Annotated in this window: 21 protein-coding genes, 1 tRNA gene and 1 riboswitch; of the genes, 3 read left to right on the top strand and 19 right to left on the bottom strand. The window is 27.8% G+C overall.

Features of this window, described 5'->3' with window-relative positions:
* Positions 1–146 precede the first annotated feature (146 nt).
* Positions 147–309: riboswitch (M-box (ykoK) riboswitch) on the bottom strand.
* A 108-nt stretch (positions 310–417) separates the two neighbouring features.
* Positions 418–687 carry a hypothetical protein gene (locus tag H8S20_RS00490; protein ID WP_186859033.1) on the bottom strand — a complete coding sequence of 90 codons (270 nt, stop codon included), beginning with the start codon at positions 685–687 and terminating at the stop codon, positions 418–420.
* Between the two features lie 460 nt (positions 688–1,147).
* Positions 1,148–1,984 (bottom strand): deoxyribonuclease IV, encoded by an 837-nt coding sequence (locus tag H8S20_RS00485; protein ID WP_186859032.1) that lies wholly within the window; start codon positions 1,982–1,984, stop codon positions 1,148–1,150.
* A gap of 196 nt (positions 1,985–2,180) precedes the next feature.
* On the opposite strand from H8S20_RS00485, the gene H8S20_RS00480 reads away from it, so the two are divergent.
* Positions 2,181–2,489 carry a rhodanese-like domain-containing protein gene (locus tag H8S20_RS00480; RefSeq protein WP_186859031.1) on the top strand — a complete coding sequence of 103 codons (309 nt, stop codon included), beginning with the start codon at positions 2,181–2,183 and terminating at the stop codon, positions 2,487–2,489.
* Positions 2,490–2,597: 108 nt separating this feature from the next.
* Here H8S20_RS00480 and H8S20_RS00475 read toward each other — a convergent pair whose 3' ends face one another.
* The 4 genes from H8S20_RS00475 to H8S20_RS00460 form a co-directional block, all read right to left on the bottom strand.
* Complete coding sequence (locus H8S20_RS00475) at positions 2,598–2,843, bottom strand: hypothetical protein (RefSeq protein WP_186859030.1); 246 nt, start codon at positions 2,841–2,843, stop codon at positions 2,598–2,600.
* 109 nt (positions 2,844–2,952) lie between these two features.
* Positions 2,953–3,363, bottom strand: a complete 411-nt coding sequence (locus H8S20_RS00470; RefSeq protein WP_032119070.1) for a hypothetical protein — start codon at positions 3,361–3,363, stop codon at positions 2,953–2,955.
* 21 nt (positions 3,364–3,384) lie between these two features.
* Complete coding sequence (locus tag H8S20_RS00465) at positions 3,385–3,729, bottom strand: hypothetical protein (protein WP_186859029.1); 345 nt, start codon at positions 3,727–3,729, stop codon at positions 3,385–3,387.
* Between the two features lie 12 nt (positions 3,730–3,741).
* Entirely contained in the window at positions 3,742–5,094 is a 1,353-nt protein-coding gene (locus tag H8S20_RS00460) for an FAD-binding oxidoreductase (protein WP_186859028.1), read from the bottom strand.
* Positions 5,095–5,225: 131 nt separating this feature from the next.
* Between H8S20_RS00460 and H8S20_RS00455 the strand changes: the two genes are divergently transcribed.
* Positions 5,226–5,405, top strand: coding sequence for a hypothetical protein (locus tag H8S20_RS00455; protein ID WP_186859027.1), 180 nt, complete (start codon positions 5,226–5,228; stop codon positions 5,403–5,405).
* A gap of 94 nt (positions 5,406–5,499) precedes the next feature.
* Here the strand turns inward: H8S20_RS00455 and H8S20_RS00450 are convergent, their stop codons facing one another.
* Together H8S20_RS00450 and H8S20_RS00445 are read right to left on the bottom strand one after the other, a co-directional pair.
* Entirely contained in the window at positions 5,500–5,874 is a 375-nt protein-coding gene (locus H8S20_RS00450; RefSeq protein WP_186859026.1) for a hypothetical protein, read from the bottom strand.
* Positions 5,875–6,018: 144 nt separating this feature from the next.
* Positions 6,019–6,528 carry a QueT transporter family protein gene (locus tag H8S20_RS00445; RefSeq protein ID WP_032119075.1) on the bottom strand — a complete coding sequence of 170 codons (510 nt, stop codon included), beginning with the start codon at positions 6,526–6,528 and terminating at the stop codon, positions 6,019–6,021.
* A 314-nt stretch (positions 6,529–6,842) separates the two neighbouring features.
* Here H8S20_RS00445 and H8S20_RS00440 point away from each other — a divergent pair.
* Positions 6,843–6,917, top strand: a tRNA-Glu gene (locus tag H8S20_RS00440).
* A gap of 77 nt (positions 6,918–6,994) precedes the next feature.
* On the opposite strand, the gene H8S20_RS00435 is transcribed toward H8S20_RS00440, so the two are convergent.
* The 11 genes from H8S20_RS00435 to H8S20_RS00385 all read right to left on the bottom strand — a co-directional run bounded on the left by H8S20_RS00435 (position 6,995) and on the right by H8S20_RS00385 (position 16,719).
* Positions 6,995–8,680 carry an HD-GYP domain-containing protein gene (locus H8S20_RS00435; protein WP_186859025.1) on the bottom strand — a complete coding sequence of 562 codons (1,686 nt, stop codon included), beginning with the start codon at positions 8,678–8,680 and terminating at the stop codon, positions 6,995–6,997.
* Positions 8,681–8,734: 54 nt separating this feature from the next.
* Positions 8,735–8,860, bottom strand: coding sequence for a cyclic lactone autoinducer peptide (locus H8S20_RS00430; protein ID WP_186859024.1), 126 nt, complete (start codon positions 8,858–8,860; stop codon positions 8,735–8,737).
* 15 nt (positions 8,861–8,875) lie between these two features.
* Positions 8,876–9,523: an accessory gene regulator ArgB-like protein gene (locus H8S20_RS00425; RefSeq protein ID WP_186859023.1), complete on the bottom strand. Its 648-nt coding sequence runs from the start codon at positions 9,521–9,523 to the stop codon at positions 8,876–8,878.
* Positions 9,516–9,983, bottom strand: coding sequence for a hypothetical protein (locus H8S20_RS00420; protein ID WP_186859022.1), 468 nt, complete (start codon positions 9,981–9,983; stop codon positions 9,516–9,518). Before H8S20_RS00420 ends, H8S20_RS00425 begins: the two co-directional genes overlap by 8 nt.
* Positions 9,977–10,534, bottom strand: a complete 558-nt coding sequence (locus tag H8S20_RS00415) for a DUF5317 family protein (RefSeq protein WP_186859021.1) — start codon at positions 10,532–10,534, stop codon at positions 9,977–9,979. The genes H8S20_RS00420 and H8S20_RS00415 overlap by 7 nt, the downstream gene beginning before the upstream one ends.
* A gap of 397 nt (positions 10,535–10,931) precedes the next feature.
* Positions 10,932–12,113: an aspartate aminotransferase family protein gene (locus tag H8S20_RS00410; protein ID WP_032119081.1), complete on the bottom strand. Its 1,182-nt coding sequence runs from the start codon at positions 12,111–12,113 to the stop codon at positions 10,932–10,934.
* Positions 12,114–12,142: 29 nt separating this feature from the next.
* Complete coding sequence (gene dapD, locus H8S20_RS00405; protein ID WP_096902970.1) at positions 12,143–12,850, bottom strand: 2,3,4,5-tetrahydropyridine-2,6-dicarboxylate N-acetyltransferase; 708 nt, start codon at positions 12,848–12,850, stop codon at positions 12,143–12,145.
* 30 nt (positions 12,851–12,880) lie between these two features.
* A complete protein-coding gene (gene dapB / locus H8S20_RS00400; protein WP_032119083.1) occupies positions 12,881–13,636 on the bottom strand; it encodes a 4-hydroxy-tetrahydrodipicolinate reductase in 756 nt (251 codons plus the stop codon).
* 1 nt (position 13,637) lies between these two features.
* A complete protein-coding gene (gene dapA / locus H8S20_RS00395) occupies positions 13,638–14,528 on the bottom strand; it encodes a 4-hydroxy-tetrahydrodipicolinate synthase (protein WP_032119084.1) in 891 nt (296 codons plus the stop codon).
* A gap of 19 nt (positions 14,529–14,547) precedes the next feature.
* Positions 14,548–15,540 carry an aspartate-semialdehyde dehydrogenase gene (locus tag H8S20_RS00390; RefSeq protein ID WP_032119085.1) on the bottom strand — a complete coding sequence of 331 codons (993 nt, stop codon included), beginning with the start codon at positions 15,538–15,540 and terminating at the stop codon, positions 14,548–14,550.
* Between the two features lie 30 nt (positions 15,541–15,570).
* Positions 15,571–16,719 (bottom strand): M20 metallopeptidase family protein, encoded by a 1,149-nt coding sequence (locus H8S20_RS00385; RefSeq protein ID WP_032119086.1) that lies wholly within the window; start codon positions 16,717–16,719, stop codon positions 15,571–15,573.
* Between the last annotated feature and the right edge of the window lie 13 nt (positions 16,720–16,732).

The following is a 16,732-nucleotide window of genomic DNA, read 5'->3' as shown; positions in this document are numbered from 1 at the left end:
AGTGGTATAATAAATGATCTTCCTATCTTTCAAATATTCAATTTTATTAATACACCTATGGGCCGGATAAGAATCCATATTATACCACCTCCTCTTATTTCAAATAAAAAAGACCTTTTGCCCCACGACAAAAAGTCCTAAATACAACTTTTAAGCAATCGTAGAGCTTTAGCACTATAAAGCGTAGACATTAAGTCAGCTACGTTAAAAATCACCTTTACGATGATTCTTGTTAACCCATTGGAATCTCTAGATTTTTCTGGGCAGCAGCATATTTCTTTATAGGAGCCTCACCTAACAATATTATATATAATTCCACTACTTATGGTACAGAATATCCGTACTCATGTCAATAAAAAAGTTAATTTAATATTAACTTTTTTAATTAATTTATAAAATATACAATATACTATATATTTACTCACTTAAATTAGGAAATATAGGTAAATCTGCAAGTTTTATATTTTCATCATCATTATTAGGTTTTATTTTATTTTCTTCTTCTCTAGAAACTTTAAGTCCTTCTATACTAGAATCTTTAATAATATCGTCATTAGAAATATCATCATTAATCTTTAGATCATTTAAATTATCACTTATACCTAATGTATAATCATTAGTAAAATTATGTGAAGATAAATTTTCTGTATTTTTTAATGCAATTTTATCAAATATATGTTTTGTCATATTTTCAACCTCCTTATAGCTCTAGTATTCCAATACCTTCTACCTAAAATTCAAAATTTTCTTCTATATTTAGTAACACTAATTTTACATAATCATATATTATATTAAGTCTTTTAAATTCTACTTGCTAATAAAAATGATAATAATATGATTATTTATAAGTATTTCCCATAAATAGCAGACTTTATTTTAAATAATTTTAATAGAAGGCTTATTTATGATAAAAAAGTAATTGTTATAAAATTATTATCGTAGTCAGTATTATCATAATAATTAATATCATAATAGTTTTTTCTCCTACTTTTTAATATAGATTGTTATCCCCATTCTTTAATTCTAATAAAAAATCTCCCTAATTTCATGTAGGGAGACTTAATAAATGCAAGTAGAGATTATGATTAAAACAAAAAAATGTCCAGTTATTAGATAAAAAGACTCTAATAACTGGATTATTTTTTAATTAAACTTCTTCATAAATACTTTTTAATAATTCTATCTCTTTAGCATATCCATCTAATTCGTTTGGAGTTTCTAAAAAGAATGGTAGATGTCTTAACTTTGGATGATTTATTATCCTTTTCACTCCTTCAAGTCCAATAAATCCTTCCCCTATTTTCTCATGTCTATCTTTATGACTTTTAAAAGGATTTTTTGAGTCATTAAGATGTATTGCTTTTAACTTATCAAGTCCAATTATTCTATCAAACTCATCTAAAACATTATCTAAATCATTTACTATATCATATCCTGCATCATAAACATGACAAGTGTCTAAACATACCCCCATATGATCTTTTAGCTCAACTCTACTTATAATTTCGGCTATTTCTTCGAAGCTTCTTCCAACCTCTGTTCCTTTTCCAGCCATAGTCTCTAGAAGAATAGTTGTTGTTTGCTCCGGCTTGATAACCTCATTTAATAGTTCTACTATATAGTTAATTCCAACTTCAGTACCTTGTTTAACATGACTTCCTGGATGAAAATTATATAAATTATTTGGTGTATACTCCATTCTAATTAAATCATCTGCCATCATTTCTTTTGCAAATTTTCTTGTATTTTCATCAGCAGAGCAAGCATTTAACGTATATGGTGCATGAGCCAATAAAACTCCAAAATTATTATCTTTAGCTAATTTTAAAAACGCATCAATATCTTTTTGATTTATATCTTTTGCTTTTCCACCTCTAGGATTACGAGTAAAGAACTGAAAGGTATTGGCTCCTATTTCCAAAGCTTCTTTACCCATATTTTCAAAACCTTTAGTTGTAGATAAATGACATCCTATTTTCAACATCTATTTTTCCTCCGTATTTAACTTTATATTAATTTATTTTAACTTCAATATTATTATTTTATCTCTTATACTATAATAGTATTATTTTAAAAGTTTGTAAATAATAATTATTAATTAATAAAACATTCCTATTGCATTTAAAAAATATTTTCCTTATAATTTATTTAAACAATTTTAAAAATAGCGAGGATTAAAAATGATTAAATCAATTAATAATATATCTGCTTTAAAGCTAATAAATGAAGTCGATAATTTACTTATACTGGATGTAAGAAGATTTAGTGAATTCAAAAGCGGTAAGATTCCAAACTCTATAAATATCCCTGTAGATGATCTTGAATTCGAACTAGATGAACTTAATGAATTTAAAGAAAAACCTATATTAGTATATTGCAAAAGTGGTATAAGAAGCACTGTGGCTTGCACTCTTCTTGAAGAAGAAGGTTTTTCAAATTTATATAATTTAAGAGGTGGAATCTTAGATTATACTGGAAATATAGAATAATAACTAAGAGGCAGTTCATTTTTCATTTGAACTGCCTCTAGTTATATTTTAGTGTTTTTTCATCTCTTAATAATATTATAATTAATTCGCAAAAAATTATTTAAGTTATTATAATATTTTTTTCAAATTATCAGCTTTGTATTCTTTAATATTTCTTTCTTTACTTTCTGTAACAATTACTAAATTAACTAAGTTATCTTTGTAACTAAAAACACTTCCTTTTATTTTACTTCCAATTACATTTACTGATGTTCCCTTTTTTAACGGTTTAATTTTATCAGAACTACAAAACTCGCATCTTTCATTAGATTCGAATACTCTTCTACATTCTAAACAGTAATTTAAAGTTTTCATCTACTCTCCCCCACATAAAATAATATTTATGATTAAATCACATATTAATTTATATGAAGTTTTTTACAATTTTAAAACTAGTATTTTAACATATTTATTCGATATTCTTTTACTTAATAAGCTTTATAACATCATCATATGATTTTGGAATAGTAAAAATAATATTTTCATCTATTCTAAGTTTACATTCTGTTTTACTTTCTTGAATTTGATTTAAATATAAAGAATTTGATTTTATCTCTTTAAATTTCGTTGGAGCAATGCTTACATCAAAGTACTCACCCTTCATTCCTGTAATTTTAACAGTATTGCTATTTTCTCCACTTTTAACTTGTAAGCTAATAATATTATTACCTTTAAGCATAACTTGTTCTGTTGGATAATATTCAATATCTATTGCTCCAGTTAAAGTTATAAATCCTCCACTTACCTTTTCTCTCCATAACATACTAATATTATATTCATTACATAAATCAGAAAGCAACTTTCCTAATTCATGTGTTGTTAACATACATTTCATCTTAAATATCTCTCCTTAACTTTACCTAAAAATTTGTGGCTTTGAATTATGATTAATATAATTTACAGCTCTCATCTTAAATCTCTCTATTTCATTTAACTTATAAAAATGTAATAAATCTGAAATTAAGAATAATGAATTCATTATTGAATATCTAAGGTTATTTATCTTATCTAATTCCATTCCGCCTGAAACAATCTCATCACTTTTAAATTTTAATTCTTCTATATCATTTAAAATTCTATTGAAATTATTAACTATTTTCTCACTGTCTTTTTCTTTTAAATCATCTGATATCAATTCATTTAAGTATGTAATTAATTCATTGTTTAAAGTTGAAAATTGTTCATATGTATTTAACATCATATATGTACCTCGCTAATCTATTATCCCTTGTGGAAATTTAAAAACATCTAGGGGATCATATTTACTTTTTATCCCCACTAATTTTGAAACATTTTCTCCAAAATACTCTTTCTTATAATTTTCCAACTCTAATAATGGAAAGTTTATAAAAGATCCCTCTGTAATGCTTTTGATATAATTAAACTTTTCTAAAAACCACCTTCTATTTACAGGTGCATATTTTGCTTCTTCCCATACAGATTGAAATCCCATAATAAATTTTGCATCTCTATAATAAAAAGCTGTTTTTTCTTTCTTAACATCCATAACAGCTCCACCTAATCCATAAAATGTAATAGCTGTATAAATAGCACCTTCAGCTCTTGTTTCAATTAGATGGCTTAATTCTTCAATCTCACTTCTAGAGTACTCTTTATACACAAATCTTCCTGATGATTTATAGCTTTCATACTCCGGATGACTATCTTGTATTTTTCTATTAGCCTCTAAAACAGTACCATACTCCATTTTGATGAATGAATTTGATGATACTCTCTTTAAAGGTTCTAATATCTGATTTGCTTCATTTTTATCTCCATATAATAAAGCTGTAAACTTTACGCCTCTTCCATTTTCTTGTGAATTATATATACTCATCTTTCCATTAAATCTTTTATCTAAATTCTTATACATATCTTGCCAAGCAGAAATTAAATTTATCGTCTCTTCAATATCACAACTATTAAAATCTCCATTAATCAATGTAGCCATTTGCATTTTATTAGGCAACGTAAATTTCATAGATACAATTACTCCAAAATTTCCTCCGCCAGCTCCTCTACATGCCCAAAACAGGTCTGAGTTTTCTTTCTCACTAGCTATGATAACTTCTCCATCATAATTAACTAGTTCTAATTCTATTAAGGTATCACATGATAATCCAAATAACCTTGTGGAATATCCCCAACCACCTCCGAGAATTAATCCTGAAACACCTACTGTTGGACATCCACCTCCTGGAAAAGGATATCCTTGCTTTCCTAAAGCCTCATATATCTCTCTGTTCCTTACTCCCCCACCTAATTTAACATAATTTTTGTCTTCATCTATAAAAATACTATTAATTCTGCTAACATCAATTACAAACAAATCATTCCCTGTTGAAAACCCCTCATAATTATGACATCCTGATCTTATCCTAAATGGAACAGCATTTTTTCTAGCCCACTTAATTCCATTAGAAACATCTTCTTTATCATTACAATAATTAATAATTAAAGGATATTTTTCTATAGCTCTATTCCAACACTTCCTACTTTCTTCATATTCAAAATTATCTTTTGTGATAACTTCTCCTGTTAGCATAGAATAATCATAGTTATACATTTAATCACCTCATTTTCCTATAAAATAATCTTTTACATATATAATAATATATTTATTCACTTTTTTATAGTATAAAACAATTATAATTTATTAATAATAATTATAAATCCAGAGTTAAAGGAGCGTTTTATATGTCTAAAATGAAAAGTATAAAAGATCTTACAAATGTACAACTAAAATCTTGTACAAGTCATGTTAAACCTTCTAAAGAGCCTAATGATGGTTATTTCATTGAAAAAGATCCAAAGGATAGCTTTTCTTCAGAAGGTACAGTACGCTATGGTGAAGAGCAAGATGTAGATGATTTATAATTTTTTTATAAGTTAACAATAAAAAATGCTAAAGGAACAAATAGATTTTGTACTTCTCTATTTTTCTTTAGCATTTTCTATTTATAAAATTAATTTACTTGTTAACTTTTGATATTTGTATTTTTTTTGCTACTACTTGTGGAGGAATTGACTTAGTCATTGCCTTATCAAGCTTAGCAAATATTAAATCCCCTACACAAACTTCTTCATGTTTTTCTTCATTTCCACACTTAGAGACTATTATTTCAGTATCTTTTGTAACTATCAAAACTAATTCCTCTTCATATACTGAACATCCTTTAACATATCCTTTAGCCTTAACTCTAACGCTATTATCTTTATCATCTTTTGTAATTTCTAAAACTTTCCCCATAAAAATAGGTGATTTTTCTTTATTACTTGCAAAAGTAGGTATTGATAATGATAGTATACATATTAATGTAATTAGTAAAGTTCTTTTAAATTTCATTTTTATTTCTCCTTTGTAAAATTTATTATACTATACTACTATTTTTCCTAAAAATCCTATTAATATTCCTATACATTTTATTCCTTAAACCAAAAAAGAGATAGGAGTTCCTATCTCTCTTCTTTTATATTAAGTTTACATATCTTAAGCTAATCCAATTCTTTGAAAATACTTTCCATACTTTTTAGCAAATAGTCTACCTAAAGGTACCCCTATTACCGTTACCACTACAAACTCACCTAAAGCTACCTGAATCATAGTTATAAACATTGGTACATTTATAGTTACATGAAGCATCCATCCAATTATCACTCCATTAAATACTGTTGGCCAAATTGATGCGACTAATAATGAAGCTTTAATATTCTTTATAGTGTTTCTAGTCCAATACATAGCAACACAACTCATAAATGTTGCTAATGACCCAAATACTATATCCATTATTCCAAATCCACCTAACATATTAGACATTAAACATCCTAAAGTTAATCCTATGATGTATAAAGGATCTACAAAAGCTAATAATACCATTATTTCAGACAATCTAAATTGCACCGGGCCAAAGCTTATTGGAGCTAAAATTAATGTTAATACAGTGTAGATTGCAGCAATAACTCCTGTTACTACTATTCTTTTAGTTAAATTTTGATTCATATTTTATTTCCCCCTATTTTTTTAAATAGAGCCTCTTACTTGAAAATAAATAAAAGCTATGGATAATAATATCCATAGCCTCAGGTATATCAAGCATAAGTAAAATAAACAATGTATAAAACAAAGCTTTATACATCTTATTCAACCTAGTTTTATTTATAGACAGGAGGCTTTCGAACTGTCTCTAATTAAATTTTCATTATACATTATAATTTAATATCCAATTAAAAGCAAGCAGTATAAATAAATTAAATATATTTTTATATTTTATGAATATTTTCCCACTATACGGTAATATTATATAAAGAATATAAGGCTTGTTGGTCAAGAGGTAAAGACATCACCCTCTCACGGTGAAATCAGGGGTTCGATCCCCCTACAGGTCACCATTTTATAAACTAAAAACTTTCGTATATAAAAACAAACAAATCTGCATTAAAACAAGATGTTTTAATGCAGATTTGTTTTATAAAAATGCGGCATTGCTTTCTATTACTTCAATAAAGGCTTTTGCTATTTCTGGATCAAACTGTGCACCGCTACACTTTCTTAACTCTTCAATACCTTCTTCATAAGATTTTCTTCTATTATAAGGTCTATTAGAAGTCATAGCATCAAAACTATCTACAACAGTAAGCACTCTTGCTAAGTAAGGAATTTCTTCACCACTTAACCCATTAGGATATCCCTTTCCATCATATCTTTCATGATGGTGTTTTATAAGTGGAATTACATCCTTAAGTGATTCAACAGATTTTATAATCTCTACACCATTATCAGGATGTTGTTTTAACTCTTCCCATTCCTCTTTCTCTAACTTCATTCTCTTAACTAATATTTCCTTAGGTATATTTATCTTTCCAATATCATGCATATATGCACCATAAATTAAATTGCTTTTATCTATTTCAGAAAGCTTAAGCTTATCAGCTAAAAGCCTACTATAAATAACCACTCTTTCAACATGACTATATGTATATCTATCCTTAGCATTTATTATACTAATTAATGTTTTTATTGAAGTTACTAGTTCAATATCCTTATCATCAATATTTTTCTTTAAATCATCTAGTATTGATGTATATGTTTCTACTCTGTTCTTATTAAAGAATTTAGCTCTATATAATGCATCATCTGCACTTTTAATAAGTTCAAGTTCATCCTTTGCTTTATCAGGAAAAACAGAAATTCCTATTGAAGCTGTAATCTTTCCCTTTGGCTGATTCTCCTCACCATCAAAATAGGTTTCCTCTACATTTGCTCTTATTCTTTCTGCTATTTCTAAAGTTTCTCTCTCAGTGGTATCTTCTAAAATAACAGCAAATTCCTCCCCACCATATCTAGCAACAACATCCTTTTCTCTAACTGATTTTGTTACAATTTCAGCTAACTCCCTAAGTATATTATCACCTTTTTGATGACCGTATAAATCATTGTAATGCTTAAAATAATCTATATCTATAAAAATCATGGATACAGGTTTATTTTCCTTTCTCCCGATTTCAATTTTCTCTTTTAATTTATCTTGAAAATATCTATGATTATATACATTAGTAAGTCCATCAAAATTAACCATGTCTTCAAGCTTTTTAATATGCTCACCTTCAATTTTAACATAAAAGCCTAAAGGCCACGCAGTCAAAATAAATATTCCTGCTAAAATTAAATCATTTTCAAAATATATATTAACTTCACTAGCTGGCATCATTACTAAATCCATGGATAAAATTATTATTGATGATATTATTGCAGTAATCATACCATGTTTCATTCCAGATTGAATTGTTGTAGTAATTATTATAAATAAAAATAAAAATTTATAATTACTTTCATTAGCGCCAGATATATATATTATTATAGAAAATAATAATATAAATAAAAATGTTTCTCCTTTGTTTACTATATTATCATACTTACTGCTCAATTTGTTCTTTGTCGAAAATGTCCAAACAAAATATATAAATAACAATATTAATAGTGGTAATAGAATTGATATCATTTCATAATATAAAGATTGATACCCTATTTGAGATGTATCTCCGGTAAATATATATTTAAATAAAATTATTCCAGTAAATAACAATGATGCTAGTTTAACAGTTGATACAATATCGCCAATTTGCTTTTGTTTATCGATTTGTACGCTATTCATTTCTTACCCCTTATCATAAGATTATCGAGACCGAATTATCGGCCTCGACTATTACTATTCATCTCTTAAGCATTGTGGTTCTTCTGGTTGGTACCATCCAAAATAACATGCTGATGTAGCCACTAAAGATGCAAATACCGTTGCTACTGTTGCCACTGTCATTAATATTCTTTTTTTCATTCTAATTCACCTCCTTTAAAGCTTAATATATTTAAAACAATTATCTAATTTACGTAAGATAATGTGTCCCATCTTTGTTAAGGAAAAAACTTGCCACGCTATAGCTGTATATATGCAGTAATTATATACTATAAACTTTTCTTCTCTAATCCATATAAAAGTTAAATTATTAATAATAGTAATAATAATAAATACTGTCAAAATAAAAATAGAATTCCTTTTTAGCTTTCGTTTCTTCTCTAAACTATTTATAGGCTTGGCAATGCTATCCACAGGTGCTAACTTATAAACAATAATATATGCCCATACAAATATTATTATTTTTAATATAGAATCTAAACTTATAGCTATAGCAATTACCCTCTTTATTGCTACCCCCATTCCCACACTAAAAATTGTCGCTACTACTATGCATCTCACTGGAGTGCTAGCATGAATTCCACCAGAACTTTTCCTTAAAATACTCATTGTAAGAGATATTAAAAAGGCTTCAAAAGCAACATCAAATATTAATCCAAACGTTAATACAAATATTATTGATATTAGAGTTTGAATGATTGCAAATAATCCGTAGTTAATAACTGCCTCTTTTTCTTCTCCTAATGATAATTCATTTGCTAAAAAACCAGAAATTTTTCTCGAAGTTCTTTCAACATTAAACATAATTCAACTTTTCCTTTTTGCCTAAATAATTATAGTATCCTATAACAATAATTGCTAATACTGCTAAAGATGGTAATCCATAAATAGTTTTCAATGTCGGATTAGACATAACTTGTGTTAACGAATCTTTAAATATTAAACTTAAGAAAAAAACATTTACTCCCTCTAATACAAATAGTAATATCGTCGTAATAATAGATGACTTAGTCGCCTCTACAATACTAATCTTATTTATGCTTGTACATATTATTGGTAATGTAAAAATATTAAGTATAGTATGTACTCCATAATTTATTGGTAATTTTCTTATAATGAACACACAACACCCTAAAATAACACTAGCTAAAAGATATTTTTTTTTATCTATTTTTATATTAGAAAAAGTATAAGTAGCAAAGATAAAAACTAAAGCCTCTGGTAATATTCTTACGATAAATTCAAACACTGAAATATTTAACACGTAATCTTCTCCTTTGTTCTACAATTAATTTTTTTAATTGAATTATATAATATTAAAAATACAAATACTCTTATAAATAAATCTCCAATACTTAATACACAGTACCCCGTGTCTATAAAATCTGTCAAAATTTTAAGATTTGTTTGTGCATTACCAAGTATATGTATGTCATTTACTAATTCAAACGATTCTGGCTTTGCATATCCTGTTAAATATGATAAGTTTGGAAAAACAGGCATAAATCCTCCATTTGCTTTAATGGCAATATCATTAAGCATTCCACCGATTAATGTGAAAATCGAGCCAATAATTGCACTTGAATATAATTCATATTTAAAAATCAAAAATAGATATGAACATAAATAAATGGTCTTAGAAAATGCTAATAAATTTACAACTTCATAATGTTCGTTCCATATTAAGACTTGTCCCATCCAATATAACAACTCCATTATTATTACCGGATAAAATGCCCATGATTTAAATAATGGTTTTATATCATACCCCTTTAATTTAGAAACAATAAATGCAAATATAATTGTTTCAATCATATTTCCTCCTATGTCAATATACAAATCGTTATCATAAAAAGATTTGTACTTCTAATAAAAAGCATTTATCTAAAACACTTTAACTATATTATAAGGCCTATTAAGTATTTTTTCCATATATTTTGTATATTTTTGTTGTTTTAATATGTATTTTTTGCTAAAAATAAAAAAAAGCTCCATATTCCAAGATTTTATGAATGAAAAAATCCTCATTCTGCAGATTGATATACTAAAATGCAAGAATTTAAGGATTTAATAAAAAGCTTAAATGGTACCTTCCTAATTGTTAAAGCCAAGTTATTTTCAGCTTTAAATAATTCTAATCAATTATATATTTGGAATAAAGATAAAATAAAGGATACAAAAAAACTGGTGATAAACTTCACCAGTTTTTCACTTAAATTTTACTTAATATATCTCTAAACTTTTCTAAAAACTCATTAATTTCATTATAACTTATACAAAGAGGTGGTAATAATCTAATAACAGTTTTATTAGTTACATTTAAAAGTAGGTTATTATTCATAGCATTATCTCTTATAGCTATAGCACTTTCTCCTACATCTACACCTATCATCATTCCTCTACCTCTAATTTCTTTTATCAAAGTCGGAAAGTCTTTTTTAAGCTTTTGTAGCTCATCTAAAATATATTTACTTTTCTCTCTGACTTCATCTAATAAATTAGTATTTACTACTTTATCTAAAACAAATTCTCCTGCTGCACAAGCTACTGGATTCCCTCCAAAAGTACTTCCATGATCACCTATCTTTAAAACTTCTTCTAATCTTTCACTAACTAATATTGCTCCTAAAGGCAATCCCCCGCCTATAGATTTAGCTAATGTAACTACATCAGGAGTAAAGTTATATTTTTCAAAAGCAAATAAATCTCCACTTCTTCCTATTCCGGTTTGAATTTCATCTATAACAATTAAGAAATTATATATTTTTGACAACTTTACTACTTCATTTATAAATTCCTGAGATACTTCTACAATTCCACCCTCACCTTGAATAACCTCTAAAAATACTGCACAAGTATTTTCACTTACACACTCTCTTAAAGATTCTATATTATTAAATTCAAAATAATTAACACCAGAAAGTAATGGTTTAAAATCTTTTTGATATTTTTCTTGGCCTGTTAATGTAAGCCCACCACAAGTTCTTCCATGAAATGAATTTAACGCAGATAATATTTCAACTTTATCTTCATTAATGCTTCTTCCATATTTCCTACATAATTTAAGTGCTCCTTCATTAGCTTCTGTTCCTGAGTTTGAAAAATATACCTTTGATGCAAAAGAGTTATCTACTAATAGTTTAGCTAGATTCACCGTTGGCTCTGACACAAAATAGTTTGATAGATGTATATATTTATCAACTTGATTTTTTATTGCTTTAGCAATCCCCTTATCATAACCTAAATTATTTACAGATATACCACTATACATATCCAAATATTTATTATTATCTTTATCATAAAGATATACCCCTTCAGCTCTTTCAACTTCCAGGTTTAATCTATTATAGAGATTCAGTATATATTTTTTATCATTTTCATGCAAAGACCCCATATTTATGCCCCCTTATAGTATAAAATATTTTATCTTAAATCCTCTAAAATTCTAGTCTTATCTGCTGTTTTATCATCTTTTTCCTTAATAACTTTTGCTGGTGTTCCTGCAACAACAGTATTTTGTTCAACATCATTTATAACTACTGAACCTGCTGCTACTACTGCTCCTTTACCTATTTTTACTCCCTCCAATATAACTGCATTAGCACCTATCATAGCATAATCTTCTACTATTACTGGCGTTTTACTTGGTGGTTCTAACACTCCTGCAATTACAGCTCCAGCACCAACATGAACATTTTTACCAATAGTTCCTCTTGCTCCTACTACTGCATTCATATCAATCATTGTATTTTCTCCAATTTCAGCACCTATATTTATAACTGCCCCCATCATAATTACAGCATTTTTACCAATACTTACTCTATCCCTAATGATTGCCCCTGGTTCAATCCTAGCTTCAATATTTTTCATATCTAGCATAGGAATGGCTGAGTTCCTTCTATCATTCTCTAATTCATAATATTCTATTTTTTCTTCATTACTTTCTAATATTGACTTTATAATTTCATACTCTCCAAAAACTATTCTTGAGTCTCCACATCCAAAAACTTTACAATTAATAAAATCTATATTATCCATATCTCCTTTTATGTATAACTTAACTGGTGTAACCTTCTTTACTTCCTTTATAAATCTAGCAATTTCATATGGATCTGTAAGATTATTATTCATCATATCTTTTCTTCCTTTCTATCAATGATATTAATTCATTAAATTTTCCATTTTATATAAACCATTTTCTTTGTTAACTATAAACTTTGCTGCTTTAACTGCTCCGCTTGCAAAAATATTTTTAGATAAAGCAGTATGCTTAACTTCTACTATTTCATCTAATCCTGCAAAAATTACAGTATGCTCTCCTGGAATAGTTCCACCTCTAATAGCATGAATACCTATTTCATTTCCTTCCCTTTTAGCACTTTTACCTTCTCTTCCATATTTATATTCCATACTATTATCTAACTCTTCATTAATAGCATCTGCAATCATTAGAGCTGTTCCACTAGGTGCATCAACTTTTTTATTATGATGTTTTTCTATTATCTCAATATCAAAATTATCTTGTAGTGCTAAAGCTGCCTTTTTAACTAAATCTATTAATAAATTCACCCCTATTGACATGTTAGCTGATTTAAAAATAGGAATATTCTTTGATGCATCCTCTATTTTTTTATCGTCCTCAATATTTAATCCTGTAGTTGCTATTACTATTGGAGTATTATTTTTTTCTCCATAAGTTAATATATCCTCTAAGCAACTTGGATGTGAAAAATCTATTATTACGTCAGCTTTATCTTTAAAATCAAATATATTATCATAAACTCTATAGCTATTTGAATATCTATCCTTATATTTATCTATTCCTACAACTATCTCTACATCTTCACTTTCTGAAGCAACTTTTGTTATAGCTCTTCCCATAGCTCCATTACAACCACTTAATATTATCTTTAACATATTATTTCCCCCATTTCTTAACACCATACTCTTTCATAGCATTTATTAATATACTCCTATTATTATCCTCCATATTTGTTAATGGTAATCTTAAATTCCCTACGTTCATTCCTAAAACATTCATAGCTGTTTTAATAGGAATTGGATTAACTTCTATAAATAATGAATTGATTAAGTCTAACATTTTTAACTGAATATTCTTAGATTCTAAAACATCACCATTTATAAATTTAGTTACAATTTCATGAGTTTCTTTAGGTAATATATTTGCTACTACAGAAATAACACCTTTACCACCTAATGATAAGATTGGAACTATCATATCATCGTTTCCACTATAAATATAGAAATCATCCCCACATAATTTAGCTATTTCAGCTACTTGTGATATATTTCCACTAGCCTCTTTTATAGCTTTTATATTTTCAACCTTAGAAAGTTCATATACAGTTTTAGGCAGTATATTAACTCCAGTTCTTCCTGGTACATTGTAAAGAATTATTGGTATATTCACAGAAGATGCTATTGCTTTATAATGTTCTATTAATCCTTTTTGTGTTGCTTTATTATAGTATGGAGTTACTAATAAAAGTCCATCAACGCCTACTTCTTCTGCATATTTACTTAGCTCTATAGAATAACTAGTATTGTTTCCTCCTGTACCTGCAATTACCGGAATTCTATTTCTAACTTTTTCTACAGTGAACTTTATAGTTTCTTTTTTCTCGCAATCACTCATAGTTGATGATTCTCCAGTAGTTCCACATATTATTATAGAATCTGTATTGTTTTCTATATGAAACTCTATAAGCTCAGACAATTTATCATAATCAACTTTATTATTCTTAAACGGAGTAACTAATGCAACTCCTGATCCTTCAAATAAACTCATATTCCTTCCCCCTATACTCTTAAATTTCTTTCACTAATATTTCTGCTATTTGCACCGTATTAGTAGCAGCACCTTTTCTTATATTGTCAGCCACTACCCATAAATTTAATCCACTTTCTAAACTATAATCTCTTCTTATTCTTCCTACAAAAACTTCATCTTTTCCTTCACAATTTATAGACATTGGATAAATGTTATTTTTAACATCATCTTGAAGAATAATTCCTTCTGCATTATTAAAAAGTTCAAATACATCTTCTAATTTAAATTCCTTTTCAAACTCTACATTTATAGAAATGCTATGGCCATACTTTACAGGCACCCTAACAGTAGTAGCTGTAATTCTTAAGTCATAATCATTTAATATCTTCTTAGTTTCCTCTATCATTTTTATCTCTTCTTTTGTATAGCCATTATCCATAAAATTATCTATATGAGGAAGACAATTATATGCAATTTTATAAGGGTATTTTTTGTTTTCTCCACCTTTAACTGTATTATCTAAATCTTCTATTCCTCCAACACCTGATCCTGATACTGCTTGATAAGTAGAATATACAATCCTTTTTATCTTATAAGCATCATGTAAAACCTTTAGAGGTACTACAGATTGAATTGTTGAGCAATTCGGATTTGCTATTATCCCACTATTCCACTTTACATCATCAGGATTTACCTCAGGTACTACAAGCGGAATATCTTTATCCATTCTCCAAGCACTGCTATTATCAACAACTATAACTCCATTTTCTTTAGCTATTGGAGCGTATTTTTTGCTTATTTCTGCTCCTGCTGAAAATAAGGCAATATCTATATCTCTTTTAAAAGAATCTTCGTTTAACTCTTCAACTATAATATCTCTGTCTAAAAATTTCACATTCTTACCAGCTGATTTTCTTGATGCAAACAAATATAAATTATCTATAGGAAACTTTCTTTCCTCTAAAACTTTTAAAAAGGTTCTTCCAACCATTCCAGTTGCACCAACTATCGCTACATTTGCTTTTTTCATTTTATATCCCACCCCAATTAATTCTAATATTTAATAAATATTCAACCCTTCACAAATTCTATTGTAAAGTTCTATTCCTTCTAACAAAACCTCTTCATTAAAGTTAAACTTCGAGCTATGAAGCTGATGTGTATATCCTAACTCCTCATTTTTTACTCCTAACATAAAAAACAAACTCGGTACTGATTCTTGATAATAAGCAAAGTCTTCCGCCAACATCATAGGATCAATTTCTACTACTTTTTCTTCTGGTAAAAACTTAATTATACTTCTCAATAACTTCCTATCATTTCTTACTGCTGGATACATATCTCTAAACTCAAGATTTATATTTACATTAAACATTACTTCAAGGCCTTTAGTAACATCTCTCATTCTATTTTTAATCTTTGAATAAACCTCTTTATCAAAAGCTCTTAATGTTCCTTCTAACCTAATATTTTCTGCAATTATATTACGTCTTTCTCCTCCATTTATAGTACCTATAGTTAAAACAGCGCCTTCTATAGGATTAATATTTCTACTTATTATGCTTTGGAAAGAATTAATTAATTGAGCAGCTACTATTATTCCATCATTAGCTTTATGTGGTACAGCTCCATGTCCGCTCTGTGCTTTTATATCTATATCAAACTCAGCAGTTTGTGCCATCATTGCGCCTGGCTTTATACCTATTTCCCCTTCATTTAATCCAGGAAATAAATGTAGTCCAAAAACATGCTTTATATTATACTGCTCTAAAATTCCTTCCTTAACAATAATCTCTGCTCCACCTGGTCCTTCTTCAGCAGGTTGAAATATAAATAATATTCCTTTATTCAACGACTTAATTGTAGCTATATAGTGAGCAAATCCTAATAATATAGCCATATGTCCATCATGTCCACAAGCATGCATATAATCATAGTTTTCCGATTCAAACTCTACATTAGTTTCCTCTAAAATTTTCAAACCATCCATATCAGCTCTAAACGCTATTGACTCTTCGATATTTTCTCCTGCCATAAACGCTATAAGTCCTGTTTTGGCTACTGATCTTACTTCATACCCAAAGCTCTCTAATTTTTCTCTTATATATCTAGAGGTATCTACTTCACAAAATCCAACTTCAGGCATTTTATGCAATTCTCTTCTATATATTCTTAGTTCATCAATATATCTATTCTTCTCAAAAACCACTTAAACACATCCT

This window comes from Clostridium hominis (assembly GCF_014287825.1).
Classification (GTDB): Bacteria; Bacillota; Clostridia; order Clostridiales; family Clostridiaceae; genus Clostridium; species Clostridium hominis.
This window is presented reverse-complemented; position numbering and strand designations above follow the sequence as displayed.